Genomic DNA, 22,593 nt, shown 5'->3' with positions numbered 1-22,593 from the left:
TCAGTGGAAGAGAGCGCATGTCCTTTTTGCGGCGCGGATCGGCACGGGGCCGTGCTGACGAGAGGCGCGGAAACCGCGATGCGTGCGGTCGTGGCGGCGCGCGGCGTGACGCGCCGTTTTCAGGAGTACGGCGAAGCGGACCGCGTCGAGAAACGGCTTGGCCGCATCGAAGGGCGCGAACCGCGTTTGCCGGCGCCTGCGGCTGCTCATGCGCTGGAGCAACCGCAACGCAAGTCGAATTCCATGCTGGCCACGGTCGCGATGGCAGGCGTCGTGCTCGGCGCCTGTGTGCTCGCGCGCGCTTACTTCGAAAATCATGGCGCGACCGCGCGCGCCGCCTCGGTGCCTGTCGCCGTCGCCGGGCCGGTCCGCGAGGCGGCGCCGAAGATCGACGTGGCCGCAAGGACCGTCGAAAGCCGCGCGCCCGATGCAGCGCGTCCTTCGGTCTATACGGCGTCGCCATTGATTCCGGTGGTCGCATCGAGCAAGGAAAGCACGCCGCAGGCGGTCGTGCCCGAACGCCCGGTCGTAAAGAAGAACGCCGCGCCTCGCACACAGGCATCGCATAAGGTCGCTTCCAAAGCCGGTGCTTCCAAACCTGCCGCCACGTGCTCGCAAAAGTCCGATCGTGCGTGTGCGAAGGCCACCCAACGTCAGGCATCGAAGACGGAACCGAAACAGCAGAAGACGAGCAAGCCGCAACCGCACCGCCAGGAAGTCGCGAAAGCCAAATCCGGATCGAAAGACTTTCAGAAGGTCGCAGCCGTGCCCGCACCGGTCAAACCCGCGATGACCGCCGACGGAAGCTGGAAGCCGAGCCGGAAGAATTAGCCGGCGTATCTGCCGACGAAAGCGCGCGCGTTCAGATCCACTTCGCCTTTCGAAACCAGCGGAAAAGCAAAGTGTCGATGGTGACGATCGCGGCGATCACGACCGGATAGCCGAACCGCGAGTGCAACTCGGGCATGTGCTCGAAGTTCATGCCGTAAATGCCGGCGATCATCGTCGGGACCGCGAACATCGCCGCGAATGTGCCGAGCCGTTTGGTGATTTCGCTGTCGGCGAGTGCGATCATGCCGAGGTTCACCTGAATCGCGGTGATCACCATTTCGCGGCGTCCGTCGATCGCGCCGACGATGCGCTCCAGATGCACGTAGACATCCTTGAAGTACGCCGTCATGCCGGCGCAGATGCCCGGCACGCGCCCGCCGGTCAGCTTCCCCACGCCTTCGAGCAGCGGACCGACGTGATGCCGCAACACGACGAGCCGCCGCTTGAAGCGATAAAGATCCTCGATGAGCTCGCGCGAATCCCTGTTGTCCTGGCGCGCGAAAATGCGGTCTTCCAGCACTTCGAGATCGGCGGTGAGCGTTTCGAGCACGGTGAAGTAGCCGTCGACGATATCGTCCATCAGCGCGTAGAGCACGAACGCGGAGCCTTGCCTGAGCATCGGCGGCTCGCTCTCGCAGCGCTCGCGCACCTTCGTGAAGCCGCGCGTCGCGCGCATGCGCACCGTGAGCACGTAGTTTCTGCCGACGAACACATCGACTTCGCCGAAGAGCAGGCTGCCGTCTTCCGTGAGCTCGACCGTGTGCATCACGGCGAACAGCGAGTCGCCGTATTCCTCGATCTTCGGCCATTGATGATGCGTGCGCACATCCTCGACGGCGAGTTCATGCAGGCCGAATTCCTCGCGCATTGCGTCGAGTTCGGTGGGCTCCGGATCCTTGAGCGCGACCCATACGAAGCACTCCGGCTTTTGCACGTAGTCGCTGATCTCGTCGACGGTGATATCGGCGAGCTTGCGGCCGTCCTGATAGGCAACGCAGGCTATCAACATGACCGGTCTCCTTGCGGGAGGATGCGTTGGGATGGCTCGCGCCCTGGACTGCCATTGAGCTGCGTTTTATCGGACCTGACCAGACATGCATCGTGCATGGGTCAGTCGACGGTTTGATGACATCGCGCGCGGCGTGAAGGTTGGCCGCGCGCGACAGGGGGAAGGGATCGATGAAGTGCTTCGGGCGATCAGGCGGCTTGCCAGTGCTCGTCGACGGCCTTGTCGGTCACGCGAACCTTCGCGATCAGGGGCGAATAGCCGCGCAGCCTGATTTCGTCGGCGGCGAGCCGCTCGGAGCGATAAACCTGCTGCGTGATTCGGGTGCCGTCATGGAATTCGAGTGCGTAGCCGTCGATCGGCCCCCACTGGCCCTTCGGCATCGGTTCGATATAGACGTTCTGCATCGCGTTTCTCCAGCGTGATTGGAAAGCGTCGGGCGCGAAGGCGCACCTCTTGTATAAGAGGTTATCGAAGAAAGGCGAGCGGGCAGCGGCGATCCGTGGCCTCGGACACCAAATAAAACACGTTAAATTTCAATGAGTTAGACGCATAATTTCACGATGCGAAAGCCGGTTGTCCGATGTGCAACCTGCGCCATGCTGCCATGCAGCGTGCGTTTTCGAAAACCGGACCCCGATTGCGCATCGTGAAATTTCAGTGGTGCATCGCGTGCTCGCCGGCCGCTTCGAGACACGCGTCGATCGCGGGCGCGGCGTCCGCCGGCATCGACGCGAAGCGAAAGCCGTTTCGGCCCTTGCGCTTCGCTTCGTACATCGCGCGATCGGCTTGCGCGAGCAGCGCTTCCGCCGAGGTATCGAAGCCCGCCGCGCACATCGCGATGCCGACGCTCGTGCCGAGCCGCGCTTCGCCATTGGCCAGGTCGAAAGGCCGGCCGATCGCGCGGCAGATATCCTGCGCGATCCGGCTGCACGCGCTCGACGACGCAATGCCGCGCGCGAGCAGCACGAACTCGTCGCCCGCGAGACGGCAGACGAGATCGCCCGCGCGCGTGGTCTTTTTGAGGCGCGCGGCCACTTGCCGGAGCAGCGCGTCGCCGACATCGTGACCGTGCTGATCGTTGACGTTCTTGAAGCCGTCGAGGTCCATGAAGAAGAGCGCGAACGGCATGTCGTCGGCGCGGGCGGCATCGACATAAAGCGCGAGCTGCTCGGCGAGCGCGCGGCGGTTCGGCAGGCCCGTCAGCGCATCGAGCATGACTTCGGAGCGCATCTGGTTCTCGCGCCGCTTCGTCTCGGTGATGTCCTGCGACATGATGTAGAAGCCGACGACCTTGTCGCGCCGATACTCCGGGATATACGTCGCGTTCCAGATGCGGCTAGGCGCGCCTTCGTAGACGATGTCCTCGTGCGTCACGCGTTCGCCCGCGAGCACGCGGCGAAAGTACGGCAGGCAGCGCTCGAAGGTCGCCGCGCCGATGGCGTCGCGCACGGTCTTGCCGCGCAGCGCGGCCGGATCGACGCCGAACACGTCCCGATACACCTGATTGTTGAAGCGGTACCGCAGGTCCGCATCGACATGGGCGATCAGCACGGGCAGGTTGTCCGTGATCGTCTGCAACGCCGCGCGGCTGCTCGTGAGTTCGGACGTGCGGCCGAGCACGCGGCGTTCGAGCTCCTGACGGTAATCGCGCAACATCTGCTCGCTGTGTTTGCGGCTCGTGATGTCCTGCGCCACGCTGACGAAATGCAGCGGCTCGCCGCGTTCGTCGCGGATCAGCGCGACACAGAGGTCGACCCAGATCGTGGCGCCGTCGCGGCGGCGATAGCGCTTTGCGAGCGAATACGTCTTGCGCGCGCCGTCGAGCAATTCGGCGACAAGTTCCATGTCTTCGGGCAGATCGGCTTCTTCCGTGATCTGCTGAAAGGTCATCGATACGAGTTCGTCGGCGCTGTAACCGGTGATCTCGCACAGCTTCGGATTCACTTCGATGAATCGGCCGTCCAGATCGACGATGGCCTTGCCCGTCGGCGTCTGCTGGAAGATCGTGTGAAAGCGCGACTCGGAGAGGCGCAGCTTGCGGCGGTCGACTTCCTGAATCTCGCGTGTCTCGCGCGCGGCTTCCCGCTGCACGATCTCGCGCTCGACGGTGGCCGCCAGATCGCACAACGCCGCCTGTTTCGATGCGCTCAGTGTTCTCGGCTTCGTGTCGATCGCGCACAGCGTGCCGAGCACGAGTCCGCCCGACGAGCGCAGCGGCACGCCGGCATAGAAGCGGACATGCGGCGCGCCCGTGACGAGCGGATTGCCCGCGAAGCGCGCATCGGCGTGCGTATCTTCGACGAGCAGCAGGCGCTCCGAATGCAGCGCGTACGCGCAGAAGGACACGTCGCGCGCGGTTTCGCACACGTCCAGTCCGAGGCGCGACTTGAACCATTGCCGATGCGCGTCGACGAGCGACACCAGCGCGATCGGCACCTCCAGCAGTTCCGCGACGACGCGCGTCACGCGGTCGAAGACTTCTTCGTGCGGCGTATCGAGCAGGTCGAGGCTGTGCAGCAGATGCAGTCGTTTTGCTTCATCGGCGGGAAGGGGTGCCGCGTGCCATTCGTGTACGGGATGCAAGTTGGTTCTCGGTTCTTCTGGTTTCGCCGTCGGGCCCAATGCCACGACGGGCAATTTATCGAACCTCATGCAATCCCGATTCGCCGATCAAAGGCAGGCTTTCGGTTCAGTTCGGCGCACGGCTCACATGCCCAGACACACCGCGCCCGCCGCGACGACCACGCACGCGAGCCAGCGTTTCGCGCTGACCGCTTCCTGCAGGAACACGCGGCCGATGAGGGCCGCGAACACGACGCTGGTCTCGCGCAACGCGGATACCGCGCCCATCGCGCCGGCCTGCATCGCCCAGATGACGATGCCGTATGCGGCGATCGACACGAGGCCGCCCGCGAGCGACGATCCCACGGCCATCGGCGCATCTCTGAGCGGCGTCCACAGCGCGGGCAGGCCGCGCTTCGCGACGAAGATCACCGGCATGAACCAGTAGAACATGAACATCCACGCGGTATAGGTGATCGCTTCGCCGTCGGAGAGACGCACGCCGATGCCGTCGATGACGGTATAGACCGCGATGGTCGCGCCCGTCGTCAGCGCAGCGAGCGCGCCCGCGCGCGATACGCGGCCGCCCTGCAGCGCGAGCGCCATGATGCCGCCCGATATCAGCACGATGCCGAACGCGTGCAGCGCGCCGATCGACTCATGCGCGAAGAGGGCCGCGCCGAGCGTGACGAGCATCGGCGACGAGCCGCGCGCGATCGGATAAGCCTGCGCGAGATCGCCGCGGCGATACGCGCGCACGAGGCTCAGGTTATAGACGATATGCACGAGCCCCGATGCGACGATGTACGGCCACGCGGCTTTCGGCGGCATCGGCATATACAGCACGACGAATGCGGACACGACGCCGATCGCGACGCTCATCCATGTCATCGACAGGAAGCGGTCGCGATTGCCGTGAAGCATCGCGTTCCAGCTTGCGTGCAGCAGCGCTGCGAAGAGGACGACACCGCCGGTATAGCTGAGCATGCGTTTTGTTCTGGTTACGTGGCAGATACTTCATAGAATATCTATCTTGTATGGGCGCAACAAACCATTTAAATTGCGGTCTCACGTTAGAAAAACTCTTGCGACATGAGACAGGCATTGCCTTCGCTCAATGCGCTGCGCGCCTTCGAAGCGGCGGGGCGGCTCGGCAGTTTCAAGGAAGCCGCGGCGGAGCTGCATGTGACGCACGGCGCGATCAGCCAGCAAGTGCGGCTGTTGGAAGCGTGGCTCGGCGCGCCCTTGTTCGAGCGTCATAACCGGCGCGTGGTGCTGACGGCGGCGGCGCGCGTCTATCTCGCGGAAATCGCGCCACTCTTCGATCAGCTCGCGCAAGCCACGGCGCGCTATGGTCTGTCCGAAGCCGTGTCGCGCACGCTCACCGTGAACGCGCCCGCCACCTTCACCTTGCGCTGGCTCGTGCCGCGGCTCGAACAGTTCCGTGCCCGTCATGCGGATGTCGAGGTCAGGATCGAGACATCGAACGAGCCGGTGGAAAGTCTGAGGGATGCCTACGACATCGTGATTCGCGGCGGTCCGGACACGTTCTACGGCTACGCGATGCGGCCTTTTCTGGCCGAAGAGCGCTTGCCCGTGTGCAGTCCCGCGCTGTTGAAGCGCTTGCCGCTTGCTGTGCCGGAGGACATGCGGCGGCACACGCTGCTGCATACGTCGAGCTTGCCGCGCGTCTGGCCCGACTGGATCGCGCAGGCGAACATGCCCGCGTTCACGCCCGCAGCGGTGCTGACTTTCGACCACTTCTATCTGACCTTGCAGGCGGCTGTCGATGGCATGGGCATCGCGATGGGTCCGACCGCGCTCGTCGCCGACGATCTCGCCACGGGCCGGCTCGTCGCGCCTTTCGCGGGACCGCGCCTGCCGTCGCGGAGTTATTGCACTTATGTCGCCGACGAAAGGGCGAGTGACGAACTCATCGTTTTGTTTCGATCATGGCTCGAGCACGAGGGCGAGGCGTTCGCGGGCGCACAGGATGCGTGAGGCAGTAACATCGGAAGTCCTGCGCCGCCAATCACGGACGACACGCTCATGAAACTGCTCGACGCCATTCCCATCGTGCGAATCTTTTCGGTCGAAAAGGCTTACGTGTTCTATCTCGACTATCTCGGCTTCGAGCTGGACTGGGAGCATCGCTTCGAAGAGGGCATGCCGCTCTATTGCCAGATCAGGCGCGGGCAGGTCGTCTTTCATCTCAGCGAACATCACGGCGACGGTACGCCGGGCTCGTTCTTGTTCGTGCCCGTCGATGACATCGACGCGTTGCACGGCGAGTTGCGTGCGAAGCCTTATCGGTACGCGCGGCCCGGCATCGACGAAGTGGACTGGGGCCGTCAGATGCAGATTTACGATCCGTTCGGGAATTGCCTCCGATTCTGTCAGCTTGCGTGACGCGCCGGGCTCAGCGTTTCTTCGCCTCTTCGAGACACGCGGCGAGCTTTTCGAAGTAATCCAGCGCCTTGCGCGTCGGGACGACGGTCTTGATGCGCAGATCGTCGCTGCTCTCGCCGACAGACACGAGCCCTTGCTTCCTGAGGCTCGTCAGCTTGCGATGCACCGTGGCCGGTGCGCCCGCGACCGACAGTGCCATCGTTTCCGTGACCGTCAGCGTTCTCCCGGCATGCCACGATGCCGTAAGCGCTTCCAGCAAACGTTCCTCGGCGGCGTCGAGTTTGGGTACCGAAGGCAATGCCTGCACCGCCTGAGCCAGATTCAGGAAGCGAAAATAGGCATCGAAGACGTTCTTTTTGGCCATGAAAAACCGTTCCACTCAGACCGATAATCATAGCATCGGCCAAAAAACGAAACACGGTTTCGCGCAGGATGTATTTATCAACCTGATAAGAGAGTGATAAGATTCACCTCCGGGCAAGCGAGGCGACGAGCGTTGCATTCTCAGTCGCACGGGCGAAAATCGGGGGCATGGACGTGGCTCAGGAACGCGACTTCACCTATATCACGGCGCATTTCATCGAGCAGGAAATCGATCATCTCGGGCGGATGATCCGCTCGCGCCACTGGCATCGCAGCGCGGCGTGGCCGGTGTCGTACTGGCGCGAGCGCATCGAAGATTTGCAGCACGCACCGACGATCACACTCAATCAGCAAGCCGAGTTGCAGTGTTTGCTGGAAGAACTGGAGCGAATCGCGATGAAGCTTCAGGCGTCGCCAAAGCATGCTGCATGTGCGATGCATGATGCCGCCGGTAAAGCGCGGCCTTAGCGGTGCTGCGTTAAGATGAGCGACCCTGCCGCCGCTCACTGGCACGCCACATGTCTTCCTTTCAACTGCGTCTATGCTCCGTCGTCGGAACGGCGCTCGTCTTTATCGGCTCACTCTGGGCCAATCAGGAAATCTTCGTTCATTCCGAATTCGTGCGCGGCGTAAACTGGGTGTATCTGCCGGCCGGCATTCGGCTGCTCGGCACGCTGCTTTTCGGCGCGGACGGCGCGATCGGACTGTTGATCGCGAGCTGGATCGTCGATTTCTTTTACTTCTTTCCCAATGATCCCGTGCGTGCATTTGCCGGCGGAATCATCTCGACGATCGCGCCTTATGCGGTCTATCGCCTCGCGCGCGAGATCTATGGGCTGAATGCGTCGCTGTCGAATCTCACGGCGGCGCGGCTCATGGTGCTAATGGGCGCGTATGCCATAGCCGGGCCGCTGCTGCATAACATCTGGTTCTATCTTCAAGGCGATAGCCACGACATCCTTTCGAGATTCTTCGCGATGTTTGTCGGTGATCTCGCGGGCACGATCATCGTCATCTATACGTTGAAGTTGGTACTGCATTTTCTGCCGAGGCCGCGCGAGTCTCTGACGCGCGACTGACCTCTTACGGGAGCGTCGTTTGCTGGCATTGAGTGGCGATCAATGGAGAGGCGGCCGCCGCCCGCTCATGTCCCGCTCGAATGCACAAGCCGTTATTCTTGATGAAAACGGAGCGAGACATGAACGAGACGAACTGGTACAGCGAGAGCGATTGCTCGCTCGACGCGTTTTCGAATTTGCTTGCGCGCGACGACGTGGTGAAACTCGCATTTGCGGCCGGTATCGAGAAGGAGATTCCGCTGTACGATTGCGGCACGCTCGTCGATGTCTTGAACTATCCGGACAAGCGCATGGCGCTGCAAGCAGAATGGGCCAGCGTGCTTCGCGACGGTGCAGGCGTCTTCGTGCTGAGGCATGCGTACGCGGATGTCGGTCCTATCGACGAGGCCACCGCGATTTTCGAATCGATCATCCGGCAAGAGCGCGAAGGGGGCACGAATGCGGGCGATCACTTTGCAAAAGCCGGCGCGAACGATCGCATCTGGAACGCGCAGGAGAAGCTCTGTCTGCAAGCGCCTCGGGTCTATGCGCGCTACTTCGCGAACCGGTTCATCGACTGTGCGGCGCAAGCGTGGCTCGGCCCCGCGTATCAGATGACATCGCAGGTCAATGTCGTGCGCCCGGGCGGAGGCGCGCAACAGGCGCATCGCGACTATCACCTCGGTTTTCAGAGTGCGGATGAAGTGCGGCGCTATCCGGCGCATGTTCATGCGATGTCGCCGTTTCTCACGTTGCAAGGCGCGGTCGCGCATAGCGACATGCCTGTCGAAAGCGGACCGACGCAATTGCTGCCGTTCTCGCAACGCTATGCGCAAGGTTATCTCGCGTGGCGTCGTGCCGACTTTCGCGAGTACTTCGAAGCGCACCATGTGCAACTGCCGCTTGAAAAGGGCGATGCGCTGTTTTTCAGCCCGGCGCTGTTTCATGCGGCCGGCGCGAATCGCACGCGCGATGTGCAGCGCATGGCGAATCTGCTGCAAGTGTCGTCGGCATATGGAAGGGCGATGGAAACGCTCGATCGCGCGCGCATGTGCGAAGCCCTTTATCCGGCGCTGCTCGATTGCAGGGCGATGGGCGCACTGAGCGATCAGCAGATCGATGCGGTCATCGCGTCGTGCGCGGAAGGTTATGCGTTTCCGACGAATCTGGATCGCGATCCGCCTGTCGGTGGTCTTGCGCCGAAGAGTCAGCAGGCGCTGGTCCGGCAGGCGGTCGATGAACGATGGACTGTCGATGCGCTGATGCGTGCGTTGAAGGATAACGCGTGGCGGCGCGGCGTGTAACACCTACTCCTGATAAACCGCCGACAACACATTTTCCGCATCCGCCCGCGCATTATCCAGTTGCACGACACTCGCATGCCGCGCGCCGAGCGGATCATGATTCGCAATCGCGGTCAGAATAGCCTTGTGCCGCGGCAACGACAGCGCATGCGTATCAGGATGCCGGCTCGTCAGCTTGATCGACTCCGACAGCGCCAGCGACAACATATGCCCGATATACATCAGCATGTCGTTATGCGTGGCCGTCATGATCGCGCGATGAAACTCCAGATCCGGCGCAAGCAACTCCTCTGACGTGCCCGCACGCGACATACGTTCATAAGCATCGCGGATACGCGCGACATCCTCGTCCGTCGCGTTCGATGCGGCGAGCGCCGCCGCAGCCGGTTCGACGATCCTGCGCACCACGAGCAATGACTGAAAGAACTCGCCCTCGTGCACGCTGTTGATGGTCCAGAAGAGCACATCGGGATCGAGCGTGTGCCACTCGTCGCGCGGACGCACGACGCTGCCCAGCCGCGGTTTCGACAGCACAAGCCCCTTCGCAACGAGCACGCGCGTCGCTTCACGCAGCACGGGACGGCTCACGCCATACGCTTCGCAAAGTTTCGCCTCGGCGGGCAGACGGTCGCCCGGCTTGAGCTTGCCGCTCACGATATCGACGCCGAGCTCCTGCACGATGCGCGCGTGCATGCTCTTGCGGGGCTGTGGATGGCGATAGTCCATATCGTTGTCAGCGCTTTGCCGCCGCGCGGTCGCCGAACGCGCGCTGCGACAGACAGAACACGAGCAGCAACGCGCCGACCGCGATCTTCGTCCACCACGAACTGAGCGAGCCGTCGAACGAGATCAGCGTCTGGATGATGCCGAGCAGCAGCACGCCGAAGAGCGTGCCGATCACATAGCCGACGCCGCCCGTCAACAACGTTCCGCCGATGACGACCGAAGCGATCGCATCGAGTTCGAGACCCATAGCATGCAGTCCATAACCCGAAAGCATGTAGAACGTGAACAGCACGCCGCCGAGCGCCGAGCAGAAACCCGACAACGCATAAGCGCCGATGGTCGCCGCATTCACCGGCAAGCCCATCAGAAGCGCGGAGTGCGGATTGCCGCCGACCGCATAGATCGTGCGGCCGAATGGCGTGTAATGCGCGACGAATACCGCGAACGCGAGCACGACGAGCGCGATCACCGCGCCGAGCGAAAGCGACGCGCCGGTCATCACCGGAATGCGGATCTGCGAAACCGTCGCGTACCACGGGTTCGTGATGCTGATCGAATCGATGCTGATGAGATAGCACAGCCCGCGCGCGAGAAACATGCCCGCAAGCGTCACGATGAACGGCTGCAAGCGGAAGCGCGCGATCAGCCAGCCCATGAGCGTGCCGAACGCCGTGCCCATCGCGAGCACGAGCGGGATGACCACGAGCGGATGCCAGCCCGCCTTCTCGACGAGCGCGGCGGATACCATCGTCGTGAGCGCGATCACCGATCCCACCGAAAGATCGATGCCGCCCGACAGAATCACGAAGGTCTCGCCGACCGCGACGACGATCAGAAACGCATTGTCGATCAGCAGATTGAGAAAGACCTGCGGCGAGAAGAAGCCCGTGTACATCACCGAGCCGAGCACGGATATGACGATGAAAAGCGACACCGTCGCCGCCAGCGGCAGATAGCGGCCGCGCGATGATTTGCGCGGCGGCGCATCGCCCTTGCGTTGATGCGCGAGCGTGGGCAGGCCCGAGTTCATCGGCGCACCTCGCGTTCGGAAAGAGCCGGGCGGCGCGCGAACTTCGCGACCGTTGCGCGGAATTCGCCCGATTGCAGCATCATCACCGCGAACACGACGATGGCCTTCACCACGAGATTCACCTCCGGCGGCACGCCGAGCGAATAGATCAGATACGTGAGCGTCTGGATGATGAGCGCGCCGATCACGCTGCCCGCGAGCGTGAAGCGCCCGCCCGTGAGCGCGGTGCCGCCTAGCGTGACGGCGAGAATCGCATCGAGTTCGAGCAGGAGGCCCGCGTTGTTGCCATCGGCGCTCTTTACGTTCGAGCTGATGAGAATGCCCGCCACGCCCGCGCACAAGCCGCTGAACGCATATGCGCCGAGCGTGAGCCGCTTCGCCTGCACACCCGCGACGCGCGCGGCCGTCGGATTGATGCCGATGGCTTGCAGAAAGAGACCGAGCGCCGTGCGCGTGATCGCGAGATACAACAGCACGAACACGAGCGCGACGATCAGGATCGACACCGGCACGCCGAGCAGATAACCGCCGCCGAAGAAGAAGTAGGGCGAGTAGTAGATCGTGATGATCTGGCCGCTCGTGATGAGCTGGGCGATGCCGCGTCCCGCGACCATGAGAATGAGCGTCGCGATGATCGGCTGCATGCCCGCGCGCGCGACGAGCAAGCCGTTCCACAATCCGCACAGCAAGGCGACGCCGAGCGCCAGCACGATCACGACGGGCAACGGAAAGCGCGTGACATTGCCCGCGATCGAGCCGCCGATCGCCCATGCGGCGACCGCGCCCGCGATGGCGACGACCGCGCCGACGGAGATATCGATACCGCGTGTCGCGATCACGATGGTCATGCCGAGCGCGACGACGGCGAGCGGCGCGGCGCGATTGAGGATATCGATGAAACTGCCGTACAGATGCCCATTGCGCCATTCGACATGGAGAAAGCCCGGATTGAACGCCGCGTTCAACGCGAGCAGCAGGATCAGCGTGACGATCGGCCAGCCGAGGCGGTGTTCCATCGCAGAACGAAGCATTCCATGCTTCATCGTGTCATCCATGTTCGGCTCCGATCATTTCGCACACGGTGTCCTCGCTCGTGCCCGCGGGCAATTCGCCGACCTTGCGCCGGTCGCGCAGCACGACGATGCGGTTCGCGATCCGCACGACTTCCGCAATCTCCGACGAGATGAAGAGCACGGCCATGCCCGTCGATGCGAGCCGGAGTATTTCGTCCATGATTTCCTGCTTCGCCGCGACGTCGATGCCGCGCGTGGGCTCGTCGAGAATCAGCAGACGCGGCTCGGTGGCGAGCCATCGCGCGATGAGCGCCTTCTGCTGATTGCCGCCTGAAAGCAGGCCGATCGGCATGTCGAGCGTCGCAGCCTTGATGCCGAGCGCGCGCACGAAACGCTCCGCCAGCGCGCTCTGTTGTGCGCGCGTGAGGCAGCGCCGCGCGCCCATGCGCGCCTGCAACGCGAGCGCGATGTTCTCGCGCAGCGACAGTTCCGCGACGATGCCGTCGGCCTTGCGCTCTTCCGGACAAAACGCGATGCCATGACGGATCGCATGCGCGGGCGTCGCGAACGAAACGGGCACGCCGTCGATGCGCAACTCGCCTTCGTCGGGCTTCTCCAGGCCGAAGAGCAGCTTCGCGAGTTCGGTGCGCCCCGAGCCGAGCAATCCCGCTACGCCGACTACTTCGCCCGCACGCACGCGCAGATCGAGCGGTTGAAGCTGACCCTTCTGGCCGAGGCGCGTGGCGTCGAGCAAAGCCGCTTCGTTCGCGTTCGTGTCGACATCGTCGGGCGGTGCCTGACGCGCCTGTGCGGCGGCCAGCTCCCGCCCGAGCATCGCGGCGATGAGCGCCTGCGTGCCCAGTTCGCTCGCGCGCCATTCACCCACGCGCCGGCTGTTGCGCAACACCGTGATGCGGTCCGAGATCGCGTAGACCTGATTCAGAAAGTGCGTGACGAACAGAATCGCGAGACCTTCGCCACGCAGGCGGCGCAGCACGTCGAAGAGGCGGCGCACTTCGTCGTCGTCGAGGCTGGAGGTCGGTTCGTCGAGTATCAATACTTTCGACGACAGCTTCAGCGCCCGCGCAATCGCCACCATCTGCTGCACGGCGACCGAATAGCTCGTCAATACGCGCGTGACGTCGATATCGAGCCCGATGCGCGCGAGCAGGTCGCGCGCTTGCCTGTTCGTCGCATCCCAGTCGATGCGATAACCATGCAGCGCGCCGCGCCGCGGAAAGTAACCCGCGAAGATGTTCTCCGCCACGGAAAGATTCGGGCAGAGATTCACTTCCTGATACACCGTGCTGATGCCGAGCTTTTGCGCCTCCAGCGGCGAATCGGGACGAATGGCGCGGCCATCGAGCAGGATCTCGCCGGCATCGAGGCTCACGACGCCGGTCAGCACCTTGATGAGCGTCGACTTGCCCGCGCCGTTCTGTCCCATGAGCGCGTGAACCTCACCCGGATAGAGCGTGAGGTTCACGTCCTGCAGCGCATGCACGCCAGCGAAGCGCTTGTCGATGCCGCGCAATTCCAGTACGGGCGATGTCATCGGGTATCAATATTTCCGCTCAGTACTTCCGGTTGGGGAATTCCTTCGCGGCGACCTCCATCGGGAAGATGCTTTCCTGCGTGACGATGCGCTTGGGCACCGCCTTGCCCGCCTTGATGTCCTTCACGACCGACATCAGTTGCGGCCCGAGCAGCGGACTGCATTCGACCGATACATTGAGCTTGCCCGCCATCATCGCTTCGAACGCGCCCTTCACGCCATCCACCGAAATGATGACGATGTCCTGGCCCGGCTTCATGCCCGCTTCCTCGATCGCCTGGATCGCGCCGATCGCCATATCGTCGTTATGCGCATAGAGCACGTTGATGTTCTTGCCCTCGGCCTTGAGGAACGCCTCCATCACTTCCTTGCCCTTCGCGCGCGTGAAGTCGCCCGTCTGCGAGCGGATGATCTTGAATCTCGGATCGCCCTTGATGATTTCCTCGAAGCCCTTCTTGCGATCGATCGCGGGCGCCGAGCCTACCGTGCCCTGCAACTCGACGATATTGATCGGCCCCGGCTTGCCTTTTTCCTTCTCCAGCAGCCAGCGGCCCGCCTTGCGGCCTTCCTCGGTGAAGTCCGAGCCGATGAACGTGACGTAGAGCGACTCGTCCTTGCTGCTGATCGCGCGGTCGGTGAGCACGACGGGAATCTTCGCGTTCTTCGCTTCGACGAGCACGGTTTCCCAGCCCGTTTCGACCACGGGCGAGAACGCGATTACATCGACCTTCTGCGCGATATACGAGCGGATTGCCTTGATCTGGTTTTCCTGCTTCTGCTGCGCGTCGGAGAATTTCAGGTCGATGCCGGCTTCCTTCGCGCTCGACTTGATCGACTCGGTGTTCGCGGTGCGCCATTCGCTTTCGGCGCCCACTTGCGCGAAGCCGAGCACGATGGGTTTCTGCGCGAAGCTCGTTATCGGAAGCATTGCGCCCAGCGGCGCGGCGGCGAGCGCGACTAACACGGTGCGGCGTTTCATGTCAGTAGTTCCTCCATGCGTTGGCAATTATTCGAATGATTTTTGGAATATCGTGTTAATTCGTTGTTCTATTCATCCCGAGACCTTTCCTTATTCCGGTATTTGGGTTTTGACCGAATAAAAGACGGCCGCCCGAGATAGATTGACTATATGAAGCTATCCGGCCACTTTTAATTCACGTTAACCCGCTTTTAAGGCTGAAACAGTCATACGATCTCGCGCCGCGCGCTGCGTTGCAGCATTCACTTTCATGGCGGCCTAAGAACTGGTAACGGCGACGTAACGTCTCGTAAGCACTCGCGGAAAGCAGCGTTTTCTTGCGCGATCGCCGTACCGCGCGCCCGGTGAAGATGCACTCCGTTGCAATCGGCAACGTCATTTATCCTCAAGGAGCGCGCAGCATGAACGTCACCGGCCCGAGCACATCACACGCGACGCAAGCGTCGTCGCACACGCTGCCCATCAAGCGCGGCGCCGATAACCCGGCCGCCGAGACGGCCACCCCGAACGCGAACACGAAGACGACGCCGAGCAATCCGGCGCATCTCGGCAATCGCGTCGATACCACCGCGTGAATCATGCCGACGTCCTTTCGTCTCGCGCTCGCGTGCGTGGCCGTCGCGGCCTGCCCGTTCATGCTCGACGGCTGCGCGCTTGCCGCGCTGCCGTGCCGCGCCACATCGGCCGTACTGAAGGTAGTGCCGGTCGTGGGTCACGCCGCGTCCACGCCCTTCGATGCGTGCGCCACCGCCATCGACTGACATGAAGCGAACGTTCCTTCGTTGCGCGCTCGTCGCGTGCATGGCGCTGCCCGCGTTCGCCGCGGCGCAAAAGCCTTTCGACTTTCGCGGCCTGCCGCTCGGCATATCGCTCGATACGTTCCGCCGTGAAGAGCCCGCGCGCGCGACGCCGCCCGGCAGCGTCGCCGTGTGCGACACGGATCTCGAATCGGCCGCGCTCGGCATGGTGCTGCGCGATACGCACAGCCTGTCGATCGCGTGCAAGTGGGCGCATCGCACGCCGGATGGATGGAGCGCATCGCAGGCTGTCGTCGATGGTGCGCCCGCGCGCGATCACGTGCTGCGCTTCATGGCAATGCCGGGCGATGCGTCGCCGCGGCTGTATCGCATGTCGTTCGTGATCGATGCGCGCGTGGCCGACGACTTCACCGAAGCGCTGACGTCGAAATACGGCAGCAGCCGTGTCGAACGCGCGAATGGCTATAGAACGCGCACGTGGGAGAACGCAACCAGTTCGATCACGCTGGAAGCGAACGGCGCGCCGGCCCCGGCGCGCGTGATCTATCGGCTGAAAGCATACGAAGCGTGGCTGCGCGAGACGACCGACCGATGGCGTCTTGCCGCGCTGCACGACACGCCCTGAAACAAGGAAGAGGATCGTTCATGAAACTGGCGACATTGCCGTGCGCGGCGCTGGCGTGCCTGCTTGCCGCGTGCTCGTCGGGCGCGTCGCGCTCGATCGTCGAGATGCCGACTTACGCGCCCGCCGTCGCGCAGCCGGTCAACGTCAACACGCTGGGCGCGATCTATCAGGCGGGCAGTTCGGTCTCGCTCTATGAAACGTCGCGCGCGCAGAAGGTCGGCGACGTGCTCACCATTCGCCTCGCGGAGTCGTATCAGGGCAGCAATTCCGCCGATGCCAGCGCAACCCGCGCGAGCAGCATCAGCGCACAGGCCGCCGATCAGTCGAGCGGCGCGGCGGCGCGTCTCGCGCGTCTCTTCAACGTCGGCTCCGCCGATACGTCGTTCAAGGGTAGCGGCAGCACGAGCAATCTCTCGGCGATGAGCGGCACGCTCGCGGTGTCGGTGATCGGCACGTTGCCGGGCGGGAACCTCGTCGTCGCGGGCGACAAGATCATCGCGATGAGTGGCAATCAGGACCAGTTGCGCTTCTCGGGCATCGTCAATCCGAAGGACATCGAGGCGGGCAACTACGTGGCGTCGAACAAGGTGGCGAATGCGCGCATCGAGCAGGCGGGCGTGGGCATGCTCGCCGATTCGACGACGATGGGCTGGCTGCAACGTCTCTTCATGAGCGTGCTGACTTTCTGACGATGCCAGCGAAGAGCTTTCGTTCAGGCGCGCGACGCAATGCGCCCGGCCGCCGTCGGATCGCCGTGCGGCACGAAGATGTAGCCCTGGCCCCACACCGTCTGCACGTAACGTGGCTCGGACGGATCGATTTCGAGCAGGCGGCGCAGGCGCCAGATCGCGACATCGAGACTGCGGTCGCGATGCGCGCCGTTGCCGCGCAGCTTTTCGTTCAGTTGCGTGCGCGTGAGCACGGTCATCGCGTTTTTGACGAGCGTCTTGAGCAACGCGAATTCGCCCGAGCGCAGCGCGATGCGTTCGCCGCCGCGGTGCAGCTCGCGCGCGCCGAAGTCCATTTCGAACGGGCCGAAGCGATAGCTCGGGCGGATTTCCGGCGCGCTCGCCACGAACGGCGAGGCCGGTTCGCGACGCCGCAAGATCGAACGGATGCGCGCGAGCAGCTCGCGCGGATCGAAGGGCTTACCGAGATAGTCGTCCGCGCCGAGTTCAAGCCCGATGACGCGGTCGAGCACATCGGAGCGCGCCGTCAGCAGGATCACGGGGATATCGTCGTGTGCGTTGCGCAGCTCGCGCAGCGCGCTGATGCCGTCCTTGCCGGGCATCATCACGTCGAGCACGACCATCGACGGACGTTCGGCCTGTACGTGACGCCTGAGCTCCGTGCCGTCGCCGAGCACGGAGACATCGAAGCCGTGCTGATGCAGAAAATCGCGGACGTGATCGCGCACGACGGGGTCGTCGTCGACCATCAATACATGTGGATTCATGCGCCGATTCTAAGCTCAAGGCCGATGTGCCCGCGACGGCGCAGAACTTTCCATTTCTTTCCGTTACGGCGTGTTTCATCGGCGTTGCGCAGCGCGATTACGCCCATGCGGGGCTTGCGCGCGATTAGCACGCGCGTGCTGCATGTGTTCATCGCGTGAAAGACGCGTCGCGTAAGAAACCGTAACGAAGGGACGCATGCGCGATGCGCTGAAAGGAAATAACGTCCGAATAAAATTTTGAGATGGCTACATCGGTTCTTATCGTCGACGACGATCCTGCGGTGCGCGATCTGCTGCGCCGCTTCTTCAACGCACAGGGCATCGACGTTTCCGTGCTGCACGATGGCGCGGGGCTGCGCCGTCGCCTCGAACTTGAGCGTCCGTCCATCGTCGTGCTCGACATCATGATGCCGGACACGGACGGCCTGCGCGCGCTGCGCGACTTGCGCGCGGCGGGCGAGGATATTCCCGTGATCTTCGTGACGGGTTGCGACAGCGTCGCGCAGACGATCGCGGGCCTGCAATCGGGCGCGGACGACTATCTCGCGAAGCCGTTCGATCCGCATGAACTGCTCGCGCGGATCGAAGCGGTGCTGCGGCGTCGCGCGGGCGCGCCGAGTCAGCCCGAGCGCGCGCCGCGCGAACGCTTCGGGCGCTTCGAAGTGGACTTCGTCACGCGCTCGCTGCTTTCCGATGGCGAACGCCTCGCGCTGCGCGACAGTGAGTTCGCGCTGCTCAAGGTGTTCATCAAGCATCCGTACAAGGTGCTGTCGCGCGTGCTGATCCACGATCTCATCCATCGCGATGACCTGGCGTTTCGCGATCGCGGGCTCGATGTGCCGATCTGGCGCCTGCGCCGCATCATCGAGGACGATCCTTCACGCCCGCGTCATGTGCAGACGGTGCGCGGGCAAGGCTACGTGTTCGTTCCCGACGTGGACGGCCCGCTATCGAACCGGTTCGAATCGTGAGCGGCGTGAGTGCAATGAGTGCCGTGAGTGCGATGGCGCGCGCGCCGCGCCGTTTCATCGATACGCTGTTCGGGCGCATGGCGCTGCTGTCGATCGGTGTGCTGCTCGCGCTGCAGGGCGGCTGGTTCGCGATTCTGCACGTGCAAGGCCCGCACAAGGAAGCCGATGGCTATGCGCGCGCGTTGCTGATCGTGCTGGAGGCGGCGCATAACGATGTCGCGCTCGGCGGGCGGCTCATGCGCGAGACGCGCGTGCATATCGTGCCCGTGTGGAACATGCCCGACCCTTTGACCTTGCGCGATCCGCGCAAGACGCGTCATGCGCATCTCGCGCGTCAGATTGCCGATGGCTTGCCGGAGGGCGCGCAGATCGCCGTCGATAGCGATGGCCATCACAAGGCGCGGCTCTGGGTGCGCTATCCGGCGAGCAACGTGTGGATCGTCGCGCCCATCGACTTGCCGCCGCCCGCGCCGTTCATGATGGAGGCGCTCGTGCTGCTGGTCGGCGCGCTCGTGCTGTCGCTCGTCGTCGCGTGGCAATTGCAGCGCCCGCTCGCGCGTGTCGCGCACGCGGCACGGCGGTTCGGTGGCGGCGAGCGGCCGGTTCCCGTCGATGAAAACGGTCCGCGCGAATTGCGCGAGCTGATCGGCGCGTTCAATCAGATGATGAAGAAGCTCACCGATGCCGACGACGACCGCGCCGTGATGCTCGCCGGCATCGCGCACGATCTCAAGGCGCCGCTCACGCGCCTTTCGCTGCGCGCGACGGTGCTCACGAAGGACGAACGCGAGCGAGCGCACTTCCTGCGCGATATCGATTCGATGACGCGCATCGTTCAGCAGTTTCTCGAGTTCGCGGGGCGGTCCTCATCGGAGAGCACGGCGACCGGCGTCGATGCGTTCATCGCGGAGCAGTTCGCCTCGCCCGAAGACGGCGACGAGCCGTTGTTCGCGCTGTCGCTCGAAGCGGGCGACGCGTTCCGTTTGCCGCGCACGTTCATCGACCGTCTGATGACCAATCTCGTCGACAACGCGCTAGAGCATGGTGAGCCGCCGGTCGAAATCCGCACGGCGCGTGAAGGCGATGACTGGCTGATCGAAGTGCGCGATCACGGACCCGGCATTCCCGACGAGCGTCTCGGCGATGTTCTGCGGCCCTTCGTGCGGCTCGATCCCGCGCGCAGCGGCAACGGTCATTGCGGCCTCGGGCTCACCATCGTCGAACGTCTGGCGCGCGAGCAGCGTGGCCGCTGCGAGATCGGCAATGCCGAGGGCGGCGGGCTCGTCGTGCGCATCGTCATTCCTTTTGAAGAAACATGATGCCCGTTTCATGCTTGCGTGCGGCGCCGCTGTCGCGCCGCGCTTTCCTTCGCGGCGGCGCGCGTGCCGCATTGATTTCGACGACGCTCGGCGCGGGCGCGCTGCTATCCGCATGCGGCGGCGCGAGCGGCGAAGAGTCCGTGGCCGATATGCCGAAGCTCGCATCGATCGAGAATTTCCGCGATGTCGCGGGCACGGGCGAGGGCTATCCGACCGTCGATGGCGGGCGATTGCGGCGCGGCGTGTTCTATCGATCGGGCGCGCTCACGCCCGACGATGCGGACACGGCTGCGCTCGCGCGCTTGTCGCTGCGCGCGGTGCATGATCTGCGCGTGCTCGCGGAAACGTCGCTCGCGCCGGATCGCGTGCCGGTGAACGCGGTGCGCGAGACGCACGAAGTCGCGCCGATCGATGCCTTCGCCGCGATGCCCGCCGATGCCGCCGCCGCGAGTGCGTGGATGAGCGAGCGGCAACGCCAGCTCGTCACGGACCCGGTGGCACGGCTGCAGTTCGGCTTGCTGCTGACGCGGCTCGCACGTGTGCCGGGGCCGCAGGTTTTTCATGGCACGGCGGGCAAGGATCGGACGGGATGGGCGGCGGCGCTGCTGCTCGCCATCGCCGATGTACCGCTCGATGTCATCATTCAGGACTATCTGTTGACGAACACGGCGGCGCAGACGCAGATCGATGCGCGCATCACGGCGCACGCGGCGCGCATCGGCACCGATGTGCAAACGGTCGCGCCGCTGTATCGTGCGCAGAGCGCGACGATCGAAGCGGCGTTCGAGGAGATGCATCGCGGGTTCGGCACGTTGAATAACTATCTCGCGCAGGGGTTGTCGGTCAGTGCGGCGGATGTGGGGATGTTGCGGGCGAAGCTGGTGGCCTAGACGCTCGCGCTTTCCCGATACGCCGCAAACTTCGACATCTTCCCGATCCCCGGATTGAAGCAGTTGCACGGATCGAGTTGTTTGTAAAACGCGGCGAGCTGCGGCTTCGCCTCATAAAGATGCCCGACGTTGTGCTCAGCGGGATATTCGGCGCCGCGTTCATCGAGCAATTCGAGCATCTCGTGCTCCAGCGCCATGCAGTCGTTGCCCTTGGCGACGAGGTAGTCCTGATGGAACACGTGACACAGAAAGTGCCCGTAATACAGCTTCTTCATGATCGGGCGTTCGATCTTCTCCGGCAAGCGCTCGAACCAGTCGCGGTCATTGCGTCGTAACGCGATATCGAGCGCGACGATATCTTCCACTTCGCGATGATGCACCGCGCGATAACGCACCGCCGCGCTCGCCGCCGCGAAGCGATGCAGAAACGCCTTGCGGCCTTCTTCATCGCTGCATTCGAAATACGCGCCGCCGCCGTCCGCAAAACGCGCCGACAGATACGCGCGTGCTTCGTCGATGCCCGCCGCCGGCACCTTCAGCATCAGATGATGCTCGTACTCTTCGCGATACGCGTCGAGTCGCGCGGGCAAATGGTTCGGCAAAAGCTCGCTGACCCATTGCAGCACGCGATCGCTCAGATGCTTCGGCATGAAGCCGAGGCGCTCGAACCACGCATCGCAACGCGTCTTGAGATTGAAGAACGCCGGCAGCCGGTCCGTGCCGAACCGGTCGATGATGACGAAGAGGTCCTTCCCATACTTGCGCGCGATGTCGAACGCATCGCGATGAAGATATTCGCCCGCGATCGGCAGATGGGTGAAGCTAGCGAGTGCGTGACGGCGGATATCGGTCAGCACGTTCGTGTCGTTGGTGCCAATGTAGAACACCTTCGCGCCTTTCTCGGCCGCGAACGTGTCGAGGCGCACAGCGAACGTCATCACCTTGCCTGCGGAGCCGGATGCTTCGAAAAGACGCCGCGGATCGGCATTGAAGCGCGCGGGCGTGGGCGCATCGACTTCCCGCACATGAGTCGCGTATTCGTGATCCGATGCCGCCGCGCCGTCGCGAATGTCGGCATCGTCGAACGTGCCGCCTTCGATGCGCGACAAAATCTCCTCGGGTGTGTTGCCGAGTTCGATGCCCAGATGATTCACGAGCCGCAGCGCGCCGGATGCATCGGCCGCGGCGAACAGCGCCATCTCCGTGTACGCCGGTCCGCGATGCACGAGCGAGCCGCCCGAGTTATTGCTGATGCCGCCCAGCACCGACGCGCCGATGCACGACGAGCCGATGACCGAATGCGGTTCGCGTCCGAGCGGCTTCAGCGCGCGTTCGAGCTGATCCAGCGTCGTGCCGCCGATGCAGACCACCTGAGCGCCGCCCTTGATCAGATGCACGCGTCTGATGCGCGTCGTGCTGACGATGACGATATCGCGATCGTAGGCGTCGCCATCGGGCGTCGAGCCGCCGGTGAGACCGGTGTTCGAGGCCTGCGTGATGACGATCGTGCGCGCCGCGACGCACGCCGCGAGCACGCGCCATTGTTCGACGAGCGTGCCGGGGCGCGCCACCGCCAGCACCCGGCCGGCGCCGAAGCGGTAGCCGGTGCGATAGCGGCGCGTTTCTCCATCGCCGGTGAGCAGATTGCGCGCGCCGACGATATCGCCGAGCGATTCCAGCAGGCTCTTGCGCGTATCCCCGAACGCAAGAGCGGAAGGAGCGGTAGCGGACATGA

25 protein-coding genes are annotated in these 22,593 nt (G+C 63.7%); 13 read left to right on the top strand and 12 right to left on the bottom strand.

Going from position 1 to position 22,593, the window contains the following annotated elements; translation table 11 throughout:
- Window positions 1-78: 78 nt before the first annotated feature.
- The gene (locus AWB74_RS25160; protein ID WP_143749309.1) at window positions 79-831 is read left to right on the top strand and encodes a hypothetical protein; all 753 of its coding nucleotides are present in this window, start codon (window positions 79-81) and stop codon (window positions 829-831) included.
- A gap of 31 nt (window positions 832-862) precedes the next feature.
- On the opposite strand, the gene corA is transcribed toward AWB74_RS25160, so the two are convergent.
- The 4 genes from corA to AWB74_RS25140 form a co-directional block, all read right to left on the bottom strand.
- Entirely contained in the window at window positions 863-1,840 is a 978-nt protein-coding gene (corA, locus tag AWB74_RS25155; RefSeq protein WP_061149418.1) for a magnesium/cobalt transporter CorA, read from the bottom strand.
- A gap of 188 nt (window positions 1,841-2,028) precedes the next feature.
- Window positions 2,029-2,244 carry a hypothetical protein gene (locus AWB74_RS25150; protein WP_061149417.1) on the bottom strand — a complete coding sequence of 72 codons (216 nt, stop codon included), beginning with the start codon at window positions 2,242-2,244 and terminating at the stop codon, window positions 2,029-2,031.
- Window positions 2,245-2,494: 250 nt separating this feature from the next.
- On the bottom strand, window positions 2,495-4,423 hold the full coding sequence (locus AWB74_RS25145; RefSeq protein ID WP_061149448.1) for a diguanylate cyclase domain-containing protein: 1,929 nt from the start codon (window positions 4,421-4,423) through the stop codon (window positions 2,495-2,497).
- 123 nt (window positions 4,424-4,546) lie between these two features.
- A complete protein-coding gene (locus tag AWB74_RS25140) occupies window positions 4,547-5,389 on the bottom strand; it encodes a DMT family transporter (protein WP_061149416.1) in 843 nt (280 codons plus the stop codon).
- Window positions 5,390-5,494: 105 nt separating this feature from the next.
- Between AWB74_RS25140 and gcvA the strand changes: the two genes are divergently transcribed.
- Together gcvA and AWB74_RS25130 are read left to right on the top strand one after the other, a co-directional pair.
- On the top strand, window positions 5,495-6,403 hold the full coding sequence (gene gcvA / locus AWB74_RS25135) for a transcriptional regulator GcvA (protein WP_061149415.1): 909 nt from the start codon (window positions 5,495-5,497) through the stop codon (window positions 6,401-6,403).
- A 48-nt stretch (window positions 6,404-6,451) separates the two neighbouring features.
- The gene (locus tag AWB74_RS25130) at window positions 6,452-6,811 is read left to right on the top strand and encodes a glyoxalase superfamily protein (RefSeq protein WP_061149414.1); all 360 of its coding nucleotides are present in this window, start codon (window positions 6,452-6,454) and stop codon (window positions 6,809-6,811) included.
- Window positions 6,812-6,821: 10 nt separating this feature from the next.
- Here AWB74_RS25130 and AWB74_RS25125 read toward each other — a convergent pair whose 3' ends face one another.
- Complete coding sequence (locus AWB74_RS25125) at window positions 6,822-7,175, bottom strand: MarR family transcriptional regulator (RefSeq protein WP_061149413.1); 354 nt, start codon at window positions 7,173-7,175, stop codon at window positions 6,822-6,824.
- Window positions 7,176-7,342: 167 nt separating this feature from the next.
- Here AWB74_RS25125 and AWB74_RS25120 point away from each other — a divergent pair, with 167 nt between their 5' ends.
- The 3 genes from AWB74_RS25120 (at window position 7,343) to AWB74_RS25110 (ending at window position 9,536) form a co-directional block, all read left to right on the top strand.
- Complete coding sequence (locus AWB74_RS25120; protein ID WP_061149412.1) at window positions 7,343-7,642, top strand: hypothetical protein; 300 nt, start codon at window positions 7,343-7,345, stop codon at window positions 7,640-7,642.
- A gap of 50 nt (window positions 7,643-7,692) precedes the next feature.
- On the top strand, window positions 7,693-8,253 hold the full coding sequence (locus AWB74_RS25115) for an MASE1 domain-containing protein (protein WP_061149411.1): 561 nt from the start codon (window positions 7,693-7,695) through the stop codon (window positions 8,251-8,253).
- A gap of 119 nt (window positions 8,254-8,372) precedes the next feature.
- Entirely contained in the window at window positions 8,373-9,536 is a 1,164-nt protein-coding gene (locus tag AWB74_RS25110; protein WP_061149410.1) for a phytanoyl-CoA dioxygenase family protein, read from the top strand.
- Window positions 9,537-9,539: 3 nt separating this feature from the next.
- On the opposite strand, the gene AWB74_RS25105 is transcribed toward AWB74_RS25110, so the two are convergent.
- Genes AWB74_RS25105 through AWB74_RS25085 form a run of 5 tightly spaced genes read right to left on the bottom strand, consistent with a single transcriptional unit; the run spans window position 9,540 to window position 14,839 of the window.
- The gene (locus tag AWB74_RS25105; protein WP_061149409.1) at window positions 9,540-10,262 is read right to left on the bottom strand and encodes a FadR/GntR family transcriptional regulator; all 723 of its coding nucleotides are present in this window, start codon (window positions 10,260-10,262) and stop codon (window positions 9,540-9,542) included.
- A 7-nt stretch (window positions 10,263-10,269) separates the two neighbouring features.
- The gene (yjfF, locus tag AWB74_RS25100; protein WP_096032031.1) at window positions 10,270-11,292 is read right to left on the bottom strand and encodes a galactofuranose ABC transporter, permease protein YjfF; all 1,023 of its coding nucleotides are present in this window, start codon (window positions 11,290-11,292) and stop codon (window positions 10,270-10,272) included.
- Entirely contained in the window at window positions 11,289-12,347 is a 1,059-nt protein-coding gene (locus AWB74_RS25095) for an ABC transporter permease (protein WP_061149408.1), read from the bottom strand. Before AWB74_RS25095 ends, yjfF begins: the two co-directional genes overlap by 4 nt.
- On the bottom strand, window positions 12,340-13,860 hold the full coding sequence (locus AWB74_RS25090) for a sugar ABC transporter ATP-binding protein (RefSeq protein ID WP_061149407.1): 1,521 nt from the start codon (window positions 13,858-13,860) through the stop codon (window positions 12,340-12,342). The genes AWB74_RS25095 and AWB74_RS25090 overlap by 8 nt, the downstream gene beginning before the upstream one ends.
- Window positions 13,861-13,879: 19 nt before the next feature.
- The gene (locus AWB74_RS25085) at window positions 13,880-14,839 is read right to left on the bottom strand and encodes an ABC transporter substrate-binding protein (RefSeq protein ID WP_061149406.1); all 960 of its coding nucleotides are present in this window, start codon (window positions 14,837-14,839) and stop codon (window positions 13,880-13,882) included.
- A 401-nt stretch (window positions 14,840-15,240) separates the two neighbouring features.
- On the opposite strand from AWB74_RS25085, the gene AWB74_RS46490 reads away from it, so the two are divergent.
- From AWB74_RS46490 to AWB74_RS25065, 4 genes are read left to right on the top strand one after another with little or no spacing between them, the layout of a single operon-like run.
- Window positions 15,241-15,414, top strand: coding sequence for a hypothetical protein (locus tag AWB74_RS46490; protein WP_160110318.1), 174 nt, complete (start codon window positions 15,241-15,243; stop codon window positions 15,412-15,414).
- Window positions 15,415-15,417: 3 nt separating this feature from the next.
- Complete coding sequence (locus AWB74_RS25075) at window positions 15,418-15,600, top strand: DUF6726 family protein (protein WP_061149404.1); 183 nt, start codon at window positions 15,418-15,420, stop codon at window positions 15,598-15,600.
- Window position 15,601: 1 nt separating this feature from the next.
- A complete protein-coding gene (locus AWB74_RS25070; protein ID WP_061149403.1) occupies window positions 15,602-16,222 on the top strand; it encodes a hypothetical protein in 621 nt (206 codons plus the stop codon).
- 20 nt (window positions 16,223-16,242) lie between these two features.
- On the top strand, window positions 16,243-16,911 hold the full coding sequence (locus AWB74_RS25065) for a flagellar basal body L-ring protein FlgH (protein ID WP_061149402.1): 669 nt from the start codon (window positions 16,243-16,245) through the stop codon (window positions 16,909-16,911).
- Between the two features lie 23 nt (window positions 16,912-16,934).
- Here AWB74_RS25065 and AWB74_RS25060 read toward each other — a convergent pair whose 3' ends face one another.
- Window positions 16,935-17,678 carry a response regulator gene (locus AWB74_RS25060; protein ID WP_061149401.1) on the bottom strand — a complete coding sequence of 248 codons (744 nt, stop codon included), beginning with the start codon at window positions 17,676-17,678 and terminating at the stop codon, window positions 16,935-16,937.
- Window positions 17,679-17,920: 242 nt separating this feature from the next.
- Between AWB74_RS25060 and AWB74_RS25055 the strand changes: the two genes are divergently transcribed.
- The 3 genes from AWB74_RS25055 to AWB74_RS25045 are packed head-to-tail and all read left to right on the top strand — an operon-like array spanning window position 17,921 to window position 20,858.
- The gene (locus AWB74_RS25055) at window positions 17,921-18,649 is read left to right on the top strand and encodes a response regulator (RefSeq protein WP_061149400.1); all 729 of its coding nucleotides are present in this window, start codon (window positions 17,921-17,923) and stop codon (window positions 18,647-18,649) included.
- Window positions 18,650-18,663: 14 nt separating this feature from the next.
- A complete protein-coding gene (locus AWB74_RS25050) occupies window positions 18,664-19,968 on the top strand; it encodes an ATP-binding protein (RefSeq protein WP_235024678.1) in 1,305 nt (434 codons plus the stop codon).
- Complete coding sequence (locus AWB74_RS25045; protein ID WP_235024677.1) at window positions 19,968-20,858, top strand: tyrosine-protein phosphatase; 891 nt, start codon at window positions 19,968-19,970, stop codon at window positions 20,856-20,858. Before AWB74_RS25050 ends, AWB74_RS25045 begins: the two co-directional genes overlap by 1 nt.
- Here the strand turns inward: AWB74_RS25045 and dld are convergent.
- On the bottom strand, window positions 20,855-22,591 hold the full coding sequence (dld, locus tag AWB74_RS25040) for a D-lactate dehydrogenase (protein ID WP_061149398.1): 1,737 nt from the start codon (window positions 22,589-22,591) through the stop codon (window positions 20,855-20,857). The genes AWB74_RS25045 and dld overlap by 4 nt on opposite strands.
- Window positions 22,592-22,593: the final 2 nt, after the last annotated feature.

This window comes from Caballeronia arvi, assembly GCF_001544695.2.
Taxonomy (GTDB): Bacteria; Pseudomonadota; Gammaproteobacteria; order Burkholderiales; family Burkholderiaceae; genus Caballeronia; species Caballeronia arvi.
This window is presented reverse-complemented; position numbering and strand designations above follow the sequence as displayed.

Excerpts from the sequence above, each read along its gene's own strand:
- dld (WP_061149398.1), bottom strand. The coding sequence starts at position 22,591 with ATGTCCGCTACCGCTCCTTCCGCTCTTGCGTTCGGGGATACGCGCAAG.
- AWB74_RS25060 (WP_061149401.1), bottom strand. The coding sequence starts at position 17,678 with ATGAATCCACATGTATTGATGGTCGACGACGACCCCGTCGTGCGCGAT.
- AWB74_RS25090 (WP_061149407.1), bottom strand. The coding sequence starts at position 13,860 with ATGACATCGCCCGTACTGGAATTGCGCGGCATCGACAAGCGCTTCGCT.
- AWB74_RS25160 (WP_143749309.1), top strand. The coding sequence starts at position 79 with ATGCGTGCGGTCGTGGCGGCGCGCGGCGTGACGCGCCGTTTTCAGGAG.
- gcvA (WP_061149415.1), top strand. The coding sequence starts at position 5,495 with ATGAGACAGGCATTGCCTTCGCTCAATGCGCTGCGCGCCTTCGAAGCG.
- AWB74_RS46490 (WP_160110318.1), top strand. The coding sequence starts at position 15,241 with ATGAACGTCACCGGCCCGAGCACATCACACGCGACGCAAGCGTCGTCG.
- AWB74_RS25070 (WP_061149403.1), top strand. The coding sequence starts at position 15,602 with ATGAAGCGAACGTTCCTTCGTTGCGCGCTCGTCGCGTGCATGGCGCTG.
- AWB74_RS25110 (WP_061149410.1), top strand. The coding sequence starts at position 8,373 with ATGAACGAGACGAACTGGTACAGCGAGAGCGATTGCTCGCTCGACGCG.
- AWB74_RS25075 (WP_061149404.1), top strand. The coding sequence starts at position 15,418 with ATGCCGACGTCCTTTCGTCTCGCGCTCGCGTGCGTGGCCGTCGCGGCC.
- AWB74_RS25095 (WP_061149408.1), bottom strand. The coding sequence starts at position 12,347 with ATGGATGACACGATGAAGCATGGAATGCTTCGTTCTGCGATGGAACAC.
- AWB74_RS25140 (WP_061149416.1), bottom strand. The coding sequence starts at position 5,389 with ATGCTCAGCTATACCGGCGGTGTCGTCCTCTTCGCAGCGCTGCTGCAC.
- AWB74_RS25150 (WP_061149417.1), bottom strand. The coding sequence starts at position 2,244 with ATGCAGAACGTCTATATCGAACCGATGCCGAAGGGCCAGTGGGGGCCG.
- AWB74_RS25050 (WP_235024678.1), top strand. The coding sequence starts at position 18,664 with ATGAGTGCCGTGAGTGCGATGGCGCGCGCGCCGCGCCGTTTCATCGAT.
- corA (WP_061149418.1), bottom strand. The coding sequence starts at position 1,840 with ATGTTGATAGCCTGCGTTGCCTATCAGGACGGCCGCAAGCTCGCCGAT.
- AWB74_RS25055 (WP_061149400.1), top strand. The coding sequence starts at position 17,921 with ATGGCTACATCGGTTCTTATCGTCGACGACGATCCTGCGGTGCGCGAT.
- AWB74_RS25045 (WP_235024677.1), top strand. The coding sequence starts at position 19,968 with ATGCCCGTTTCATGCTTGCGTGCGGCGCCGCTGTCGCGCCGCGCTTTC.
- AWB74_RS25065 (WP_061149402.1), top strand. The coding sequence starts at position 16,243 with ATGAAACTGGCGACATTGCCGTGCGCGGCGCTGGCGTGCCTGCTTGCC.
- AWB74_RS25105 (WP_061149409.1), bottom strand. The coding sequence starts at position 10,262 with ATGGACTATCGCCATCCACAGCCCCGCAAGAGCATGCACGCGCGCATC.
- AWB74_RS25120 (WP_061149412.1), top strand. The coding sequence starts at position 7,343 with ATGGACGTGGCTCAGGAACGCGACTTCACCTATATCACGGCGCATTTC.
- AWB74_RS25125 (WP_061149413.1), bottom strand. The coding sequence starts at position 7,175 with ATGGCCAAAAAGAACGTCTTCGATGCCTATTTTCGCTTCCTGAATCTG.
- AWB74_RS25115 (WP_061149411.1), top strand. The coding sequence starts at position 7,693 with ATGTCTTCCTTTCAACTGCGTCTATGCTCCGTCGTCGGAACGGCGCTC.
- AWB74_RS25130 (WP_061149414.1), top strand. The coding sequence starts at position 6,452 with ATGAAACTGCTCGACGCCATTCCCATCGTGCGAATCTTTTCGGTCGAA.
- yjfF (WP_096032031.1), bottom strand. The coding sequence starts at position 11,292 with ATGAACTCGGGCCTGCCCACGCTCGCGCATCAACGCAAGGGCGATGCG.
- AWB74_RS25085 (WP_061149406.1), bottom strand. The coding sequence starts at position 14,839 with ATGAAACGCCGCACCGTGTTAGTCGCGCTCGCCGCCGCGCCGCTGGGC.